The 18,756-nt window shown below is 42.8% G+C and carries 15 protein-coding genes; 5 read left to right on the top strand and 10 right to left on the bottom strand.

The genetic code is table 11. The features are described 5' to 3' along the window. Positions 1-155: 155 nt before the first annotated feature. Positions 156-398: a cell division protein ZapB gene (zapB, locus tag BTO08_RS12330; protein ID WP_005371883.1), complete on the top strand. Its 243-nt coding sequence runs from the start codon at positions 156-158 to the stop codon at positions 396-398. 100 nt (positions 399-498) lie between these two features. Here the strand turns inward: zapB and rraA are convergent, their stop codons facing one another. The 7 genes from rraA to priA all read right to left on the bottom strand — a co-directional run bounded on the left by rraA (position 499) and on the right by priA (position 8,504). Then, entirely contained in the window at positions 499-984 is a 486-nt protein-coding gene (gene rraA, locus BTO08_RS12325; RefSeq protein ID WP_045083854.1) for a ribonuclease E activity regulator RraA, read from the bottom strand. Between the two features lie 122 nt (positions 985-1,106). Continuing rightward, the gene (locus BTO08_RS12320; protein ID WP_105061122.1) at positions 1,107-2,015 is read right to left on the bottom strand and encodes a 1,4-dihydroxy-2-naphthoate polyprenyltransferase; all 909 of its coding nucleotides are present in this window, start codon (positions 2,013-2,015) and stop codon (positions 1,107-1,109) included. A gap of 134 nt (positions 2,016-2,149) precedes the next feature. Then, entirely contained in the window at positions 2,150-3,481 is a 1,332-nt protein-coding gene (gene hslU, locus BTO08_RS12315; protein ID WP_105061121.1) for an HslU--HslV peptidase ATPase subunit, read from the bottom strand. 10 nt (positions 3,482-3,491) lie between these two features. After that, positions 3,492-4,019, bottom strand: a complete 528-nt coding sequence (gene hslV / locus BTO08_RS12310) for an ATP-dependent protease subunit HslV (RefSeq protein WP_005371875.1) — start codon at positions 4,017-4,019, stop codon at positions 3,492-3,494. 182 nt (positions 4,020-4,201) lie between these two features. After that, positions 4,202-4,936 carry an SPOR domain-containing protein gene (locus BTO08_RS12305; RefSeq protein ID WP_105061120.1) on the bottom strand — a complete coding sequence of 245 codons (735 nt, stop codon included), beginning with the start codon at positions 4,934-4,936 and terminating at the stop codon, positions 4,202-4,204. A gap of 159 nt (positions 4,937-5,095) precedes the next feature. Beyond that, complete coding sequence (cytR, locus tag BTO08_RS12300) at positions 5,096-6,118, bottom strand: DNA-binding transcriptional regulator CytR (RefSeq protein ID WP_289844205.1); 1,023 nt, start codon at positions 6,116-6,118, stop codon at positions 5,096-5,098. Positions 6,119-6,302: 184 nt separating this feature from the next. Next, entirely contained in the window at positions 6,303-8,504 is a 2,202-nt protein-coding gene (gene priA / locus BTO08_RS12295) for a primosomal protein N' (RefSeq protein ID WP_105061119.1), read from the bottom strand. A 266-nt stretch (positions 8,505-8,770) separates the two neighbouring features. On the opposite strand from priA, the gene rpmE reads away from it, so the two are divergent. Together rpmE and BTO08_RS12285 are read left to right on the top strand one after the other, a co-directional pair. After that, positions 8,771-8,983: a 50S ribosomal protein L31 gene (gene rpmE / locus BTO08_RS12290; protein WP_105061118.1), complete on the top strand. Its 213-nt coding sequence runs from the start codon at positions 8,771-8,773 to the stop codon at positions 8,981-8,983. Between the two features lie 220 nt (positions 8,984-9,203). After that, a complete protein-coding gene (locus BTO08_RS12285) occupies positions 9,204-10,451 on the top strand; it encodes a malic enzyme-like NAD(P)-binding protein (RefSeq protein ID WP_105061117.1) in 1,248 nt (415 codons plus the stop codon). A gap of 78 nt (positions 10,452-10,529) precedes the next feature. Here the strand turns inward: BTO08_RS12285 and metJ are convergent, their stop codons facing one another. After that, complete coding sequence (gene metJ, locus BTO08_RS12280) at positions 10,530-10,847, bottom strand: met regulon transcriptional regulator MetJ (RefSeq protein ID WP_005371859.1); 318 nt, start codon at positions 10,845-10,847, stop codon at positions 10,530-10,532. 306 nt (positions 10,848-11,153) lie between these two features. Between metJ and BTO08_RS12275 the strand changes: the two genes are divergently transcribed. Together BTO08_RS12275 and BTO08_RS12270 are read left to right on the top strand one after the other, a co-directional pair. Next, positions 11,154-12,320 carry an O-succinylhomoserine (thiol)-lyase gene (locus BTO08_RS12275; protein WP_105061116.1) on the top strand — a complete coding sequence of 389 codons (1,167 nt, stop codon included), beginning with the start codon at positions 11,154-11,156 and terminating at the stop codon, positions 12,318-12,320. Then, positions 12,320-14,734 carry a bifunctional aspartate kinase/homoserine dehydrogenase II gene (locus tag BTO08_RS12270; RefSeq protein WP_105061115.1) on the top strand — a complete coding sequence of 805 codons (2,415 nt, stop codon included), beginning with the start codon at positions 12,320-12,322 and terminating at the stop codon, positions 14,732-14,734. Before BTO08_RS12275 ends, BTO08_RS12270 begins: the two co-directional genes overlap by 1 nt. A gap of 129 nt (positions 14,735-14,863) precedes the next feature. Here the strand turns inward: BTO08_RS12270 and BTO08_RS12265 are convergent, their stop codons facing one another. Beyond that, the gene (locus BTO08_RS12265; RefSeq protein WP_105061114.1) at positions 14,864-15,427 is read right to left on the bottom strand and encodes a PadR family transcriptional regulator; all 564 of its coding nucleotides are present in this window, start codon (positions 15,425-15,427) and stop codon (positions 14,864-14,866) included. Between the two features lie 408 nt (positions 15,428-15,835). Then, entirely contained in the window at positions 15,836-18,466 is a 2,631-nt protein-coding gene (ppc, locus tag BTO08_RS12260; protein ID WP_105061113.1) for a phosphoenolpyruvate carboxylase, read from the bottom strand. Positions 18,467-18,756 lie beyond the last annotated feature (290 nt).

Raw genomic sequence — 18,756 nt, 5'->3', positions numbered from 1 at the left:
TGTGTGATTTTCATCCGTTTGCCCAAAAGCATTAGAATTGTGGATGCCAGATAGTCACTGCCTCGTTAGAATAGAGGCGAATATGAATTTAACTCGCGCGTAGGTGATTGGCTTAATGATTAAGCCAGCATACGGGCTAAGATCAGGTAAACAATATGTCTCTAGAAATGTTAGAACAACTAGAAGCCAAAGTTCAGATGGCAATTGATACAATTTCTATTCTACAAATGGAAATTGATGAATTAAAAGAGCAGAACTCTCAACTTTCGATGGAAGCGCAAGAACTACGCTCTGGTCGTGAAAATCTAAATGAAGAAAATGAAAAACTACGTCAAGATCACAATGCATGGCAGGAGCGTGTACGCAACCTACTAGGCAAAATGGAACACGTAGAATAATACTGAATTCAGTTTATCTGTTTCGGTTTTCGGCTTGGTATGTTGTTTTCAGGAACGACAGCATACCGGGCCGTAATTTTATTTATTGCTAGCTGTATGTCTAATCGATATCAAGAGGCTCTGGCGATAAAATAACCCCAGTATTATCAGCATAGATATGATCTTCTGGTAAGAAGGTTACCCCACCAAAATTGACTGCGACGTCAATCTCACCGATATCACGTTGATCTGCGCCCACAGGGATTGAGGCGAGTGCCTGAATACCAAGATCTAATTCATCTAGCTCATCAACATGGCGAACACAGCCATAAATAATCAGCCCTTCCCATTCATTTTCTTGCGCTAAGTGAGCCAAATCGATATCAATTAATGCACGTCGTAGTGAGCCACCACCGTCAATTAATAACACTCGCCCTACGCCTGATTGTTCTAAGACTTGGCGAATAACACCGTTATCTTCAAAACATTTTATGGTAGTTATTTGACCGCCAAAAGAGCTGCGTCCACCGTAAGAGCTGAACATAGGCTCAACAACATCAACGTGTTCGAGATAGATATCACACAGTTCAGAGGTATTGTATTCCATAAGTGGACTTCTTATTTAGCGAAAGAAAGGAAATCAATAAGGCTTATAACGAGGAGATACTCATTTTAAGCCTTGTTGAAATTATAACCAGTTGATCTGTCATTGCAATTCGCAATCATCAATTATGACAAGATGATCCCGAGAGCAAACAATAAATTAGTCAGTAAAGCGCATTTGACCATGGTTGCCATCATTGGGCGGAGCTCTTCACCATTTTTAGAATGATAAACAGCACGACCATGTTTAAAGAGTAGTGGAACACTCAATAAAAATAGCCAACCAAATAGCGATTTTGTTTCGAATAGAGAAAAAAGTGTTAAACATACAACACTGGCTGCTAATAAGATGAGGTGGTATTTACGGCCCCATTCCGGTCCCATTCGTACAACTAACGTTTGCTTACCATAAGCTCGGTCGTTATCAATATCACGGAGGTTATTAATATTAAGAACGCCCACAGCAAGCAAACCACAGGCCGTTGCCGGTAACATTATCACTGAATCAATGCTGCCAGCTTGTAGGTAGTAAGTGCCTGCAACGCCTAGCCAGCCAAAAAAGATTAATACTGATAAATCACCTAAGCCACGGTAACCGTAGGGCTTATTACCGACGGTATAAGCAATCGATGCAACAATAGCTAGCGCGCCGAGCAGTATAAAACCAATGATGTCATGAGGGTTATGACAGGCAATAAAGATCAATGATAAGCCACTGATTGCTGTCATAATTATGTTGAGGAACATAGCGGTGCGCATGGCTTTCGGGGTTACTAATCCTGATTGAATCGCACGTTGAGGTCCTAAACGATCATCATTATCGGTGCCTTTGACAGCGTCACCGTAATCATTAGCAAGGTTAGAAAGAATTTGCAGCAAAAGGGCGGTTAATAAAGCGAGCGCTGCAATTAAAGCAGAAAAACTTCCATGCCATCCTGCCACCGCACTACCGCATACAATTGATGCGATGGCTAGTGGCAAGGTTTTCGGTCTTGCTGCATCTAACCAAATAGCAAGTGATGAAGATGATTTCATAATCTAGATACTTAAATAATGAGGGGATAGCTATTATGGCGAAAATTTGGATTGGCGCAAATTTATCCCATTAATAGTTGTTAAAATAAAAAAAACGGTGCGCAAGGGCACCGTTTTTCTGAAAGGCAATGTTATTACAGGATAAAACGGCTTAAATCTTCATCTTGTACGAATTCACCAAGACGCTCGCTAACATATGCAGCATCAATCGTGAATTTATCACCAGACTTTTCGCTTGCATCATAGGAAATTTCTTCCATTAGACGCTCCATCACGGTGTGAAGACGACGAGCACCGATGTTCTCTGTACGCTCATTCACTTGCCATGCTGCATCCGCTAGGCTGTCAATACCGTCAGCTGTGAATTCGATTTCAACTGATTCTGTTGCCATTAATGCTTTGTATTGCTCTGTTAGCGATGCATTTGGCTCTGTCAGAATACGTTTAAAGTCGTGACTTGTTAGCGCTTCAAGTTCAACGCGAATAGGTAAACGACCTTGCAATTCAGGGATTAAATCTGATGGCTTAGCCACTTGGAATGCACCTGATGCAACAAATAGGATGTGGTCCGTTTTAACCATACCGTGTTTGGTTGATACTGTGCTGCCTTCGACTAATGGTAGCAAGTCGCGCTGTACACCTTCACGGGAAACATCGGGACCGGAAGACTCGCCACGCTTACAAATTTTATCGATTTCATCGATGAACACGATACCATTGTTTTCAACCGAATGAATGGCTTGTTCTTTAAGCTCTTCTTGGTTTACTAACTTCGCCGCTTCTTCTTCGGTTGCTGCTTTTAGCGCGTCTTTGATTTTCATCTTGCGCTTTTTAGTGGTATTGCCAGCAAGGTTTTGGAACATGCCCTGAAGCTGGTTGGTCATTTCTTCCATACCAGGAGGCGCCATGATCTCTACACCCATTTGAGGTGCTGCAATGTCCATTTCAATTTCTTTATCGTCTAGCTTACCTTCACGCAATTTCTTACGGAAAGATTGACGAGTAGAAGATTCTGCAGGGGCTTCTTCATTTTGACCCCAAGCATCACGCGCTGGTGGTAGAAGGGCATCTAAAATGCGCTCTTCTGCTAATTCTTCAGCACGGAAACGGACTTTCTCAGTCGCTTGTTGATGTGTCATTTTTACAGCCACATCAGTCAGATCGCGAATGATCGTTTCGACTTCTTTACCAACATAACCCACTTCGGTGAACTTTGTTGCTTCTACTTTAATGAAAGGCGCGTTAGCTAGTTTCGCTAAGCGGCGTGCAATCTCGGTTTTACCAACACCGGTAGGGCCGATCATTAAAATGTTTTTTGGCGTTACTTCAACACGCAACTCTTCAGGAAGTTGCATGCGACGCCAGCGGTTACGTAGTGCAATTGCAACTGCTCGTTTTGCTTTGTCTTGACCGATAATATGGCGATTAAGTTCATGAACGATTTCGCGAGGAGTCATTTCAGACATTACAACTTCCTTACTTAGTTTCTAATTCTTCAATGGTGTGATTGTGGTTAGTGAACACACAAATATCACCAGCAATATTCAGGGCTTTCTCTGCAATTTCTCGCGCACCTAAATCGGTATTTTCTAGCAATGCTGTTGCTGCGGCTTGGGCGAAATTACCGCCAGAGCCAATCGCAATTAAGTCGTGCTCTGGTTGCACAACGTCACCATTACCAGTGATGATGAGTGAGCCGGTTTCATCGGCAACGGCCAACAAGGCTTCAAGCTTACGCAGAGCGCGATCAGTACGCCAATCTTTGGCAAGTTCTACGGCCGATTTTAGAAGGTGGCCTTGGTGCATCTCAAGCTTACGCTCAAAACGCTCAAATAGAGTGAATGCATCAGCGGTACCGCCAGCAAAACCTGCCAGTACTTTATTGTTATATAGACGGCGAACTTTACGTGCGTTGCCTTTCATTACTGTGTTACCAAGTGATACTTGGCCGTCACCAGCAATGACGACTTTACCGTTTCGACGTACAGATACAATAGTTGTCACGGGGTTAACCTCTCTGGTTCTGCTCCGGCATAGCCGGTATCGTTAATGTGAAAAGATCTGGGGATGAAAGAAAGGCTTTTCAAGTATGAACTGTCAATTGGTCGCTATTATTACGTTTATCTAACATAAAAAAAGGACGTACAGTGGTACGTCCTTCTGATTGTTTGGCTAACCTTGGAGAGTTATTGCCAATGCCAAATACCACACGGTGAAACACCAGCACTTTGTAGTTTAGCTTTATCTTTTTCAGCACTGCTTTTTTGTGAGTAAGGACCTAATACGACACGGTACCAGGTTCCTTTTGCATCACTGCTAATTTTAAGTTGGCTATTCATGCCTTGGAATGCAATTTTTGCTTTACGTTCATCGGCTTGTGATTTCTTACGGTAAGCCCCACACTGCAATACAAAGCGCACATTTGATGTCGCCTCGGGTTGAGTTTTTGCTGGACTTGGTTTTGTGTCTACAGCAACCACAGGCTTATCAGTTTGAGCGTTCTCTTTCGGTTTGGGTGTATCTGTTTTTTTAGCTGCAGTTTCTTTTTCCACTGGCTGCACACGTTGGTTTTTCAAGTCGTCTGGCACGATGACTTTTTTATTTTCTAATTCTTGAATATAACGCCATTTTTCTTCGGGTTTTGGCGGTAGAACTTCTTTATTAGCGGTTTTTTTAACCTCATTAATGGGTTGAGGTTTTGCACTAATTGGCAGTTCATCTTTAGGAACTGGTTTTTCAGGAACATCAGTACCAGACAAGAAGAATAAACCAGTAATAAGTCCAAATACTAAAACAATAGCGGTGACCGCCCACTTGATTGGAAATCCACTAGGAGCGGGGGCTTTTTTTCGACTCGGACTGCTTTTTTTATTTGCCGGTTTCGGCGAGCGTCCGCGTTTTACATAATCTTTAGTAGCCACGGTGATAGACAAATATGTTGAGAGAAGGAAAGAGTTCTATGTTACAAATTTGGAATGATACTGACTAGTTTTTATCACTAATAATGTGTGGGTTAAGGTCAATAGTTTGCAAAAACTGTGAACTTATGATTATTTCATAAGCTCACAGTCTTTTTATTACTATCGAGATGGTGGGGCTGCACTTTCACGGATCACCAGTTTCGCATCAAGTAAGCGAGATCCTGCTTGTACTTCCTTGCCTTTAAGCAACTCAAGTAACATCAGCATTGCTTGACGACCAATCTCATAGCGTGGTTGAGAAACGGTTGTTAATGGTGGATCACAATATTCAGCAAATTGAATATCATCAAAGCCAACAATCGAAATATCTTGAGGAACGCGAAGCCCAAGACGTTTTGCCTGCTGCATTGCGCCAATCGCCATCACATCAGAATGACAGAACAATGCGGTTGGTGGCTCTGGTAACGACAACAATGCGGTAACTGCGCGCGCACCAGCAGCAAAGCTAAAATCGCCCTTCACAGTATAGGCTGGGTTTAATGTGATCCCACCACGACGTAGTGCTTGTTGGTAGCCCTGATTTCGGAACTGGGATAATGGCGCTTGGTCGGGGCCTGTAATTTGCGCAATACGCTTATGACCCATTTGTGTTAGATAATTAACTGCTTCAAATGCCGCGGTGAGATTATCAATATGGATAGTCGGCAACTCTAATTCAGGTGCGTACTCACAAGCCATCACCAAAGGTGGTAGGTTCTTCTGTTCTGGTTTACTAACATCAAAAGGTAAGTCTGTACCAAGTAGTAACATACCATCGGCTTGTTTAGTAAATACTAAATTAACAAATGAGTTTTCACGCTTTTTCTGTTGACCACTGTCGCCCAGTAATACAAGGTAACCGTACTCCATTGCGGCTTCTTCGATACCACGAATAATCTCTGTGAAGTAGGGATCACAAATATCGGGGACGATAGTTACGATCGTTTTTGACTCATTGCGACGTAAATTACGGGCAAGTGAGTTAGGTGAGTAGCCAGCTTCCATGACAGCCTGCTCAACTTTTTTACGAGTTGAAGCCGATACTTTTTCCGGGTTCATTAGCGCACGGGAAACCGTTGCAGTCGAAACTCCGGCTAGCTGGGCAACATCCTTCATTGTCGCCATATTGCTTTCCTCTTTTATCTAAATCTCTCTTATTATGCGGCTGGTGGCTCGAAGTCAAAAGGACTGAGACGGAAACCAGCGAAGCAGTAAATGACTGATATTAGTCAATACTATTGATATTGTAGAGCGTATACACGGGATTAAACATGCCTCAAATAGCATAAATTACATTCACTATGTGAGTTTTGTCGCATTGTTGGTCTTAAGTTAAATCTTGCGGCTCTACATCAATCGACCAACGTACTTTTTTAGCCAGCGGCAGTAATTGAATTGCAGGCTTGGCAATACTGAGTATTTGTTGCAAGGCTTTGCGATTAGGGGTTTGTAAAATCAATTGCCAACGATAACGCCCAGCACGACGGGCAAGAGGAGCGGGGTTGGGCCCTAATACGCAGCAATCTTGATCATAAACGGGGCTGGATTCAAAAATGCCACGGATTTGCTGTAATAGTTGGCAAACGGTATCACTGTCATTAGCTTCCGCCCTTATTAAGACAAGGTGAGTATAGGGCGGTAACATAGCTTGCTGGCGTTCAATTAAGGCGGTTTGTGAGAAAACGCCATAGCCTTTATGAAGCAATGATTGTAATAGTTGATGCTCTGGGTGGTGAGTTTGCAATAACACTTCGCCCGGTTTACTCGCGCGCCCTGCACGTCCTGCAACTTGAATAAACAATTGTGCTAAACGCTCGGATGCGCGGAAGTCGTTACTAAACAGTGCGCTATCAACATCAATTAATGCGACTAAAGTGACATTCGGGAAATGGTGGCCTTTTGCCAGCATTTGGGTACCAATTAAAATTTGATACTCATTGTTTTTAATCGCTTCGAGATAGTTTTCTAAAGCCCCCTTGCGACGCGTGCTATCGCGATCAATGCGCACCGTCTTAAATTCAGGAAATAGGGTGGCGAGTTGATTTTCTAATTGCTCAGTACCAACACCGACGGGCAATAATTGAGTCGAACCACATTGCTCACATTGCGGCATGATGGGACGCTGAGTTGCACAATGGTGACAACGCAGTTCTCCAGATTGCTGGTGCAAGGTGTAATAAGCATCACAACGATGACATTCGGCGATCCAACCACATTCATGGCACATCATCGCAGGTGAAAAACCACGGCGATTAAGAAATAACATCACCTGATTACCCGCATTTAAGTGTTTACGCATCTCAGCGATAAGTGGTGCAGATAACCCAGCATCAAGATATAAACCTTTAACATCAATCACACCATGACGCGCCAATTGAGCGTTACCCGCACGTTTAGTTAAGGTTAAATGATGGTATTTGCCTGTTTTAGCGTTATGCAAGGTTTCTAATGCTGGTGTTGCAGAGCCTAAAATAATCGGAATGTTTTCTTTATTGGCGCGCATAACTGCAAGATCGCGAGCATGATAACGTAAGCTATCTTGTTGTTTATAAGACGCGTCATGCTCTTCATCGACAATGATGATGCCAAGGTTTGCAAAGGGGGTGAATAATGCAGATCGCGTCCCGATGATGATCCCCGCTTGATTATCTCGACCTGCAAGCCATGCAGCCATACGCTCGCTGTCGTTTAGCCCTGAGTGAACCGTTTCTAAAGGCACATTAAAACGACGGCGAAAGCGGTTAATCGTCTGAGGGGTTAAGCCAATCTCAGGTACTAAGATGAGTGCTTGTTTACCTGCGGCAAGCACCGGCTCTAGCAAGTTAAGATATACTTCTGTTTTGCCTGAGCCCGTTATCCCTTCTAAAAGATAACAGCCAAACTTAGGGTTACTATTCACGGTGGCAATTGCTAACGCTTGTTCTTCATTTAAACGTGGTTTTTCTTCAGTAACAGAAAACTGTTTCTGCCAGTTTTGGCTTTTGGGTTGTTGCTGTTGCTCAATGATCCAGCCTTTATTCGCTAACGTTTTTAAGGTCGTAGAGCTTACTTCTTCGCTCAATAGCGCATCATGACTGATAGCTCCGTTTTGCAGTAGACGCAGTATTTGGGCTTGTTTGGGTGCGCGAGTTAGGCCATTTAGCGGTTGTGATTTTCCCGCTTCTGTTAATGCCCAAAATTTCAGGGTGGTTTGTGAGGCTTCACGTCCTTTTCGCAATAATGCCGGCATTGCATTAGCCAGCGTATCACCAAGTGGGTACTGATAATACTGACTAGCCCATTTGAGCAAATCAAATAATGGCGGCATCCACAGTGGGGCTTTATCAATGACTTTTTGAATAGCTTTTAGTTGTTCGATTGGAAACTCAGAGCTATTTGTCAGTGCGGTAACGATACCTATTAAACGTTGACGCCCGAAAGGAACCTGCACACGCCCGCCGACAATAGGTAGGTCGTTGGGTTTGATTAAATAATCAAAGGTTTTATCTAGGGGAATAGGGAGAGCGACTCGAGCGATATTCGGGATCATAATTTACTGCTGTCATTGAGCTTGTGTTGAATAATACCAGACCAAGTGAAACTCGATAAGTGCTGTTAAGTCTGATAGGTGAAGAACGCGGTGTGGTACAAAGAAATTACGCGTGAAAAATCGGCATCTGTATTGATCTCCGCCGGATGATTGATTACTATACGCCGCCTGATTTGTCACATAATGTGACAAGCTATTTTTTAACGACGTGTGGTGCCCGGCTTTGGATCGGGAGAGCGACACGGCCTTTATTTTGAGGTTATCCCATGAAACAAGGTATTCATCCTGAGTACAAAGCAGTAAACGCACGTTGTTCTTGTGGCAACACTTTCGTATTTAACTCTACTATGGGTAAAGACATCAACCTTGATGTATGCGACAAGTGCCACCCATTCTACACTGGTAAGCAACGTCAAGTTAGTTCTGGCGGCCGTGTTGACAAATTCAACAAGCGTTTCGGTGCGCTTACTAGCAAGTAATTACTTGCCAGATGAATTTAGAAAAAAGGGATGCGAAAGCATCCCTTTTTTTATGCTTCAATAAAATATGTAAAGAATAACTGTTGGTTAAATGTATAAAACTTGTTGGCTATAAGCTGGGAAATTAATACTTAATGGCATATGATTTAATAACAAATACGAATTACACATAGATGTAATTTGCCATTATAAATGTCAGCGTTGAGGCTCAAATATCACTATGACCGAAGATTTTCGTCAACAAGCTCTAGATTACCATTCCCTTCCTACTCCTGGAAAAATAGCCGTTGCACTGACAAAGCCTGCTAATACGGTTGAAGACCTTGCTTTAGCGTATAGCCCTGGTGTTGCTGAGCCCGTTAGGGAAATCGCTCAAGATCCTGATAACGTTTATAAATATACCGCGAAAGGTAATATGGTCGCGGTGATCACCAATGGTACCGCTATTTTGGGTCTTGGTAATTTAGGTCCGTTAGCCTCTAAGCCTGTTATGGAAGGTAAATCATTACTTTTTAAGCGTTTTGCTGGTATTGACTCAATTGATATTGAAGTAAAACATCGCACTATAGATGAGTTTGTTGATACTGTTGCAAATATTGCCGATACCTTTGGTGGCATTAATTTAGAAGATATTAAAGCGCCAGATTGCTTTGAGATCGAACAGCGCTTAATTGAACGTTGTAATGTTCCCGTGTTTCACGATGATCAGCATGGTACGGCGATTGTCACAGCTGCAGGTATGATCAATGCCTTAGAGCTACAAGGTAAAGAAATTAGTGAAGCGGTGATTGTTTGTTTGGGAGCGGGAGCTGCTGCTGTTGCGTGTATGGAGCTATTGATAAAATGTGGCGCGCAACGTGAAAAAATTTATATGCTCGATCGTAAAGGCGTTATTCATACTCGCCGTGATGATATAAATGAATATAAGCAGCTATTTGCTAACAATACAGATAAGCGCACATTAGAAGATGTGATTGCGGGAGCCGATATTTTCGTTGGTGTATCAGGCCCTGATTTATTACCACCTGAAGCGCTAGCGCTAATGGCTGAAAACCCTATTGTATTTGCTTGTTCTAACCCTGATCCTGAAATAAAACCAGAATTAGCTCATCAAGTTCGAGATGATTTAATTATGGGAACGGGGCGATCTGATTACCCTAACCAAGTGAATAATGTTCTGTGTTTTCCGTTTATTTTCCGCGGAGCATTGGATGTGCGTGCAAGTCAAATTAATGATGAAATGAAATTAGCTGCCGTTCATGCAATTAGAGAGTTAGCGAAAGAGCCAGTACCACAAAGTGTGCTTGAGGCTTCGGGTGCATCACACCTTGAATTTGGCCGAGAGTATATTATTCCAAAACCGATGGATCCGCGTTTATTACCACGTGTCGCAAAAGCTGTCGCACAAGCGGCCATTGATTCAGGCGTAGCGCGTATTGAGATGCCTATGGGTTATATGGAAGTGTAATCGCGCTATTGCATTGATGATAAACAAATAAAAACCAGCCATTAGGCTGGTTTTTTAGTATACATAGTACTGCAATAATTATTCATTAATGTCTTCGTAGCTAATGCCCATCGCATCCATTAATGCTTTTGCTTCTGCAGGTAAATCGTCTGGACGATCTTTACGAATGTCATCATCAGTGGGAAGCGGTTGACCTGTGTAGGCATGAAGAAAGGCTTCACAAAGTAATTCGCTATTTGTTGCGTGGCGAAGGTTATTCACCTGACGACGAGTACGTTCATCTGTCAGAATCTTAAGCACCTTCAATGGAATCGAAACAGTAATTTTTTTTACTTGTTCGTTTTTCTTACCGTGTTCCGCGTAAGGGCTAATATATTCGCCATTCCACTTTGCCATGTTCTACCTTCTCAGCGATATTTGGGTTAATAATGGTGGTAACAGGAATCGACACTTTCTGTTAGCAACGGGGGATTGTAGGGCGGCGATATTACGTGAACATCGCGGTTTTGTCCCGTATTGAACAGAAAAATTACAGTAAGGTTGTTACCATTATTTTGTTATGGCTGAATTTTAGCGGGATTTACTGCCATAAGCAAAGACATATAGACGTCCAGATGTGTTGACGTCTTGTTTTGTAGTGGTTAAAGTTGTTATAAATTTATTATCTTGGGTTTAAATCCTGCCCCGACAAGGAATGTTTGTATGAGTGATAAGCGACTGGCGACAATTGCAGTAAGAACCGGTATTGATGTTGACTCTCAATATAACGCTGTTGTTCCTCCTATTTATTTAACGTCGACCTATAGCTTTCCAGCTTTTGGCGAAGTACCGCAATATGATTATTCTCGTTCAGGTAATCCAACTAGAAATACGTTAGCTGATGCGCTTAGTGAGATGGAAGGCGGTGCAGGTGGTGTTGTTACCAGTTGTGGTACGGCTGCGATGAATTTATTAGTAACGGCATTATTAGGCCCTGATGATTTGATTGTTGCGCCGCATGATTGTTATGGCGGTACTCACCGATTATTTAATACTCGCGCCAATAAAGGTGACTTTAAGGTTGAGTTTGTTGATCAATCTGATCAAGAAGCACTGGCTGCCGCTTTAGCAAAAAAACCAAAATTAATCTGGGTTGAAACGCCATCTAACCCATTAGTGCGTGTGATTGATATTGCGGCGCTGTGTCAGCAAGCAAAAGCCGTGGGTTGTCTTGTTGCTGTAGATAACACTTTCTTATCGCCGTTACTACAACAGCCAATTGAATTAGGCGCAGACTTTGTTGTTCACTCAACAACTAAGTACCTCAATGGTCACTCGGATGTGGTTGGTGGGGTACTGATTTCAAAAGATGCCGAAATGGCAGAAACCATTGCTTGGTGGGCGAACTGCATTGGTGCAACTGGCGCACCATTTGATGCTTACCTAACTCTGCGAGGTCTACGTACATTATCACCGCGTATGAGAATGCATGAAGAGAATGGTGTCGCGGTATTAGGTTACCTTCAGCAACAGGCGATGGTGGGCACTATTTATCATCCAAGCCTTCCATCACATCCTGGTCATGAGATTGCCAAGCGCCAGCAAAAAGGTTTTGGCTCTATGATGAGTTTTGAGTTTGCGGGTGATCAAACCCAACTTGAAGTGTTTGTGAAAGAGTTAAAGCTGTTTTCACTGGCTGAGTCGTTAGGTGGCACTGAAAGCTTAATTGCGCATCCATCAAGTATGACTCACCGTGCAATGTCTGATGAAGCACAGGCAGAAGCGGGGATCACCACCTCATTATTACGTCTTTCGGTTGGTCTTGAAGACCCTCGTGATTTAATAGAAGATCTTGATCAAGCCTTTAAACTCGCGGCGGAGGCTCACTAATGACAAAAGCATTACGCCAATTACATAAATTTGGCGGTAGTAGCTTAGCTGATCCTGAGTGCTATCGCCGAGTAGCGGATATTCTGGCGGAGTATTCAAACAATGAAGATTTAATTGTTGTGTCAGCCGCGGGAAAGACAACAAACCAACTTATATTATGGTTAGCGCAACTAGAAAAAGATGGTCGTCAAGCCCATGAGACCTTGTTATCTGTCCGCAGCTATCAGCAACAATTAATTGAGTCTTTGCTTTATTCACCGACAGCAGAACGTTTGATTGAATTGCTACATGATGATTTATCAACGATTGCTCGCTATGGTGAAAGCCCTATTAGCCCTGCACTTCGAGGCACCATTCAAGGGTATGGTGAAGTATGGTCTGCGCGATTATTAGCGGCATTACTGTGCCAGCGTGACTTACCCGCCACAGATTTGGATTCTCGGTTATTTTTACGCGCCGAACACGCCGCACAGCCAGAAGTCGATAGCCGATCGTCGAAGCCATTATTACAACAGCAGTTTGCACAACATAGCCATCACCGTTTAGTGATCACAGGCTTCATGGCTCAAAATGAGCAAGGGGAAACTGTCTTACTTGGTCGAAATGGTTCAGATTATTCTGCGACAATCATTGGTGCATTAGCAGATGTTTCTCGAGTTACGATTTGGAGTGATGTGGCTGGAGTCTATAGTGCTGATCCACGTAAAGTTAGCGATGCCTGCCTATTACCGTTATTACGATTAGATGAAGCCAATGAGCTTGCTCGTCTTGCAGCCCCTGTTTTGCATAGCCGTACATTACAACCTGTGGCACAAAGTGCGATAGATTTAACATTGCGTTGTAGTCATCAACCTGAATCAGGCTCTACGCGAGTAGAGCGTGTTCTGGCATCGGGTCGAGGGGCAAAAATTGTCTCTTCGCTTGATGATGTGTGTTTGATTGAAGTTGATGTACCACGAGGTATGGATGTTCAACATGTACGTGAAGACGTTGAGCGTTTATTGTCGCGCCATCAATTAGCACCTTTAGCGCAAAGCCTAGAGCAGAGTAAAGGCCGTATTATGCTGGCTTATACTCGAGAGGTGGTGAATGACGTATTAAATTTACTGCAAGATAGCGGAACACCTGCCGAATTACGGTTGCGAGAAGGCTTCTCAATGGTTGCTGCTGTGGGCGCTGGGGTGATCAATAACCCTATCCACTGTCATGGTTTTTATCAGCAGCTAAAAGGCTTACCGGTTGAGTTTATGACAGAAGCGGATTCGGGATTAAGTTTGGTTGCTGTATTGCGCCATGTCGAAACTGAAAGCTTGGTCAGTAATATTCACCAAGCGCTCTTTCAAGCTCAAAAACGAGTAGGGCTAGTACTTTGTGGTAAAGGCAATATTGGTACTCGTTGGCTTGAATTATTCGACCGAGAGAAATCAGCGTTAGAAAAACGTCATGGTTTAAGTTTTACTTTAATAGGGGTACTCGATAGTCGTCGTTGTTGGATGAATTTTACAGGTATCGATCCTTCGCTAGCACTGACACAATTCGAACAAGAAGCCATAGAGTATCAAGAGAGTGCGCTTTTCTCTCATCTTGCGAATGCTGATTATGACGATGTGATTGTGCTTGATGTCACAGCAAGTAGTGAGCTGTCAAAGCGTTATGCTGAAATAGCAGAACACGGTTTGCACTTAATTTCAGCCAATAAAGTGGCGGGCTCTGCGAGCAGTAAAGATTATCATGAGGTGATTGATGCGTTTGCGAAAAGTAGCCGTCATTGGTTGTATAACGCGACGGTTGGTGCTGGGCTTCCGGTGAATCATACTGTTCGTGATTTACGAGAGAGTGGCGATCAGATCATTGCTGTTTCTGGTATTTTCTCAGGCACTTTGTCTTGGTTGTTCCAACAGTATGATGGCAGCGTGTCATTTTCTGAGTTAGTAGAACAAGCGTGGCAACAAGGACTCACTGAGCCTGATCCTCGCCATGATTTAGATGGCAGTGATGTGATGCGTAAGCTCGTGATATTAGCCCGTGAATCAGGCCTAGAAATTGAGCCTGAACAGGTTAAAGTTGAAAGCTTAGTCCCAAGCGAACTTGCAGCATTATCTGTTGAGCAGTTTTTTGAACAAACTCAAGTGCTAGATGAGATTTTAGCCGAGCGATTAGAAAGTGCGCGTGAGGAAGACAAAGTTCTGCGTTATGTAGCTCGATTAGATCGCCATGGCAACGCTTATGTTGGTGTTGAAGCATTACCACAAGAGCACGCGCTAGCTAATTTGCTTCCGTGCGATAATATCTTTGCCATTGAAAGCCATTGGTACCGTGATAATCCGTTAGTGATTCGAGGACCTGGAGCGGGGCGTGATGTAACTGCTGGTGCATTATTATCAGATATAAATCGTCTGGCCTGTTTACTGTAACGGTTTGATAAAATTTTAAAGCCCGCTTATTAGCGGGCTTTTTATTTTTTAATGCAGCGTTGCGATGTTTTTTTCGAAAAAAAACCGCAGTAAACTGCGGTTTAATTATTTGATTAGAAAGATAATAACCTATAGCGCAACAGGGCTACCGTTACTGTCCATATCTTTTAGCTCAATAATCACTTCTTCAGCCCAGTCAATCCAAGCTTGGCGGTTATGTAAACCACGACGAAGTGTTAAACGATCTAAGCGTTGCTGGCGGTCCATTGATTTGTAATCGCTGAAATGAAGTTTTTCTAGCTCTTTGTAATGGCCGATCAGTGTTTGAGATTCATCGATCAATGCAGCAAGTTGCTTTTGCATTGGCTCTGAATTGTGAACACCACAAACTAACAGCTTTGCTGAGAACTCATCGCGAGTTGTGGGATTACGTGCTGGCTCTTCAAACCAATTAAATAGTGCTTGGCGACCGGCATCTGTGATGGCATAGACTTTACGATCAGGTTTACCCTCTTGAGGCTCAAGTCGACATGTTACTTGATCGTTAGTAGCCATCTTATTCAGTTCACGATACACCTGCTGGTGGCTCGCTTTCCAAAAATAGCCAATACTATGAGAAAACTCTTTAGTTATATCATAACCCGTTGCTTCTCTGTTGCTCAGCACGGTTAAAATTACGTGTGGTAGTGACATCTCTTCTATCCGTTAAATACGTCAAATAAAAATAACAACTGAACTAGATTACATACGCTTCGTAATGGCGCTTTTTATTTATAATCTTAATATCTTATAGTTCGGTTGAGACCGCATACAATATCATTAATTTGCTTAATATCGATACTTCAAGATGAAATATCTGATATACGGGCTTGCAAATTTATTATCTTGTGACCTTACTTCGATAGCGAAAAATCACTCGTACCATTAAGGCTTGGATAATCTTATACATCATCGCTCATATCGAAGTTACAACTATCATAGCCCTGTTAAGAAACTTTATGCTGTATCAATATTGAGACAAAAAAGATTTTTCTTAACATATCGATAAATAACGGGAAAAAAAAGGGCCATCAAATGGCCCTTATTAATTATCGCAATCTGCTAGCCAGTATTACGCATGCCTGTTGCAATACCAGCAATAGTAACCATTAAGGCTTCTTCAAGTGCTGAAGGTAACTCTTCCTGCTGTCGAGTTCGATATAACAGCTCTGCTTGTAGCATGTTAAGAGGCTCAACATAAATGTTGCGTAATCGAATTGATTCAGCGCCCCAAGGGTCTTGTTCCATTAAGTGATCGTTATTTTCAACCGTTAAAACGGCCTTAATATCTTTACCTAATTGATCACGAAGCTTTTGACCTAATGGCCATAGAGATTCATCTGTTAGACGCTCGTCATAGTATTTAGCAATACCGGTGTTGGTCTTGGCATAAACCATTTCAAGCATACCTAGACGTGTAGAGAAGAAAGGCCACTCTCGACACATATCTTCTAACAATTTCGCGTGACCTTTGTTGATTGAATACTGAATTGCTTCGCCTGCACCCAGCCATGCTGGTAGCAATAGACGGTTTTGACTCCATGCAAAAATCCATGGGATCGCACGCAAGCTCTCTACGCCACCTTGCGGATTACGTTTCGCTGGACGAGAACCAAGAGGCAGTTTACCTAACTCAAGTTCAGGCGTAGCCGCACGGAAGTAAGGAACAAATTCAGGATCAACACGGACAACATTGCGATAAGCTTCACAAGAGACTTCAGATAACACATCCATCAGTTCACGCCATTCCTGTTTAGGTGCTGGAGGCGGAAGTAGGTTGGCTTCAAGTGTTGCACTCGCGTAAAGGCTTAAACTATTGATAGCGACTTCTGGTAAACCTAACTTAAAGCGGATCATTTCGCCCTGTTCGGTTACACGTAAGCCACCTTTTAAGCTGCGTGGTGGTTGAGATAACAGTGCAGCATGTGCAGGTGCACCACCACGGCCAATACTACCGCCACGACCATGGAATAGGGTGATTTCAACCCCAGCTTGTTCGCAAACATCAACCAGTTTTTCCATTGCGCTATATTGCGCCCAACCTGCCGACATTACACCCGCATCTTTAGCTGAATCTGAGTAGCCGATCATGACCATTTGGTGGTTTTGAATAAAGCCACGATACCAGTCAATATTCAGTAGTTGCTCAATAACATCAGCACCATTATTCAAGTCATCAAGCGTTTCAAATAATGGACAGACATCCATTCTAAATGGACAGCCAGCTTCTTGCAGTAGTAAGTGAACGGCAAGTACATCAGAGGCCGTACGCGCCATTGAAATGACGTATGAGCCTAGTGCTTCACGGGATTGCTCTGCAATAGTTTTACAGGTTTCAATGACTTCTTTAACCTCAGCCGATGGTTCCCAGTCACGAGGAAGAAGTGGACGTTTCGATGATAGTTCACGAACAAGGAAAGCAATTTTATCTTGCTCGCTCCATTGGTCGTAATCACCCAGTCCAAGGTAACGAGTAAGCTCTGATATCACATCTGAATGACGAGTACTTTCTTGACGAATATCTAAACGGACTAAGTGTACGCCAAAACATTTAACGCGACGTAATGTATCAAGCAGTAGGCCATCAGCAATAATAGCCATGCCACACTCATGCAGTGATTGGTAACACGCATACAGTGGATCCCACAGCTCTGCAATATCTTCAATAACAATATCGGAGGCGGGTTTTTGACCATGAATCTTCGCATCAAGATTGTCACGAGTATGAACTAGCTTATTACGTAGTTGCTTTAGAATCGCGCGGTAAGGTTCATGCTCTTCGCCCGCAAGCTCACGCACTGTCTCGTTACACTGAGTCATGGATAATTCGTTGATCAACTCTTGAATATCATTGAGGTAAAGATCTGCCGCTTTCCAACGTGATAAAGAGAGCACTTCACGTGTCACGTTTGAGGTAACAAATGGGTTACCATCTCGGTCTCCACCCATCCAAGAAGAGAAGGTGACTGGTGATGCGTCAAGAGGAAGGGCTTCGCCAAGGTGTTGCTGTAATTTTTCATCAAATAGGCGAAGAAATTCTGGTACAGCTTGCCATAGTGAATTTTCAATAACGGCATAGCCCCATTTAGCTTCATCAATTGGGGTTGGGCGTTGCTGACGAATAACATCTGAGTGCCATGCTTGGGCAATAAGCTGTTCAAGGCGCTGCTCAATACGTGCTCGTTCAGAGGTTGATAACTCGCTAAGCTCTAATTGAGATAAACATTTATTAATCTGTACCAATTTGTGAATCATGGTACGTCGAGCGATTTCTGTTGGGTGTGCTGTTAGCACTAAATCAATATTAAGTTCACGAACCGCTTCAATAGAATCAAGCTGATTGACATCATTATCGGTCAGCTTATTAAATAGCTCATCGAGTGCATCAGGGCTGCATAATGTGGTTTCACATTGACGAGAGATAGTATGGTATTGCTCTGCAATATTCGTGAGATTCAGGAATTGGCTAAAGGCGCGAGCAACTGGAAGTAATTGATCATCGGGTAAGTTCTGTAGCTCATCGATAAGTTTTGCACGATCTTCTTCACTACCAGAATGTGCTGATTTAGATAGTTTACGAATAGTTTCGACTTTATCTAACAGTTCGTCACCATGTGCCGTTTTAATGGTATTACCAAGCAGGTGGCCTAGCATACTTACGTTACTTTTTAACGTGCTGTATTTCTCATTCATATCGCATCCATCTCGTAATTTAGTTACATCCAATTTAAACTTCTAACAGACAATCTAGCCGTGATCTCACTTTGAGGTCAACTATCATTACATTTATAAGTGTTAAAACCGATCTATTTTGATTTTGGTCATAAATGCGATTGAAGTCTGTAATTTTGTTTCATTATTGCTCGTTTGCTAACAAATAACAGTTAGTAATAATATTGTCTCAAACTGATGTCAAATCGATGAATGATGAAAATGTTACAAAAAGATGAAGGAAAAGTTTTGAAAAGGATTGGGAAAGTGAG

The sequence above is a fragment of the Photobacterium angustum genome (assembly GCF_002954615.1).
GTDB lineage: Bacteria > Pseudomonadota > Gammaproteobacteria > Enterobacterales > Vibrionaceae > Photobacterium > Photobacterium angustum_A.
Note: the sequence above shows the minus strand (reverse complement) of the source record. Positions and strands in the feature narration are given on the sequence as shown.

Bases quoted from the DNA above. Each gene is read 5' to 3' on its own strand.
- zapB (WP_005371883.1), top strand. From the start codon at position 156: ATGTCTCTAGAAATGTTAGAACAACTAGAAGCCAAAGTTCAGATGGCA.
- rraA (WP_045083854.1), bottom strand. From the start codon at position 984: ATGGAATACAATACCTCTGAACTGTGTGATATCTATCTCGAACACGTT.
- BTO08_RS12320 (WP_105061122.1), bottom strand. From the start codon at position 2,015: ATGAAATCATCTTCATCACTTGCTATTTGGTTAGATGCAGCAAGACCG.
- hslU (WP_105061121.1), bottom strand. From the start codon at position 3,481: ATGTCTGAAATGACTCCTCGCGAAATCGTTCATGAACTTAATCGCCAT.
- priA (WP_105061119.1), bottom strand. From the start codon at position 8,504: ATGATCCCGAATATCGCTCGAGTCGCTCTCCCTATTCCCCTAGATAAA.
- rpmE (WP_105061118.1), top strand. From the start codon at position 8,771: ATGAAACAAGGTATTCATCCTGAGTACAAAGCAGTAAACGCACGTTGT.
- BTO08_RS12285 (WP_105061117.1), top strand. From the start codon at position 9,204: ATGACCGAAGATTTTCGTCAACAAGCTCTAGATTACCATTCCCTTCCT.
- metJ (WP_005371859.1), bottom strand. From the start codon at position 10,847: ATGGCAAAGTGGAATGGCGAATATATTAGCCCTTACGCGGAACACGGT.
- BTO08_RS12275 (WP_105061116.1), top strand. From the start codon at position 11,154: ATGAGTGATAAGCGACTGGCGACAATTGCAGTAAGAACCGGTATTGAT.
- BTO08_RS12270 (WP_105061115.1), top strand. From the start codon at position 12,320: ATGACAAAAGCATTACGCCAATTACATAAATTTGGCGGTAGTAGCTTA.
- BTO08_RS12265 (WP_105061114.1), bottom strand. From the start codon at position 15,427: ATGTCACTACCACACGTAATTTTAACCGTGCTGAGCAACAGAGAAGCA.
- ppc (WP_105061113.1), bottom strand. From the start codon at position 18,466: ATGAATGAGAAATACAGCACGTTAAAAAGTAACGTAAGTATGCTAGGC.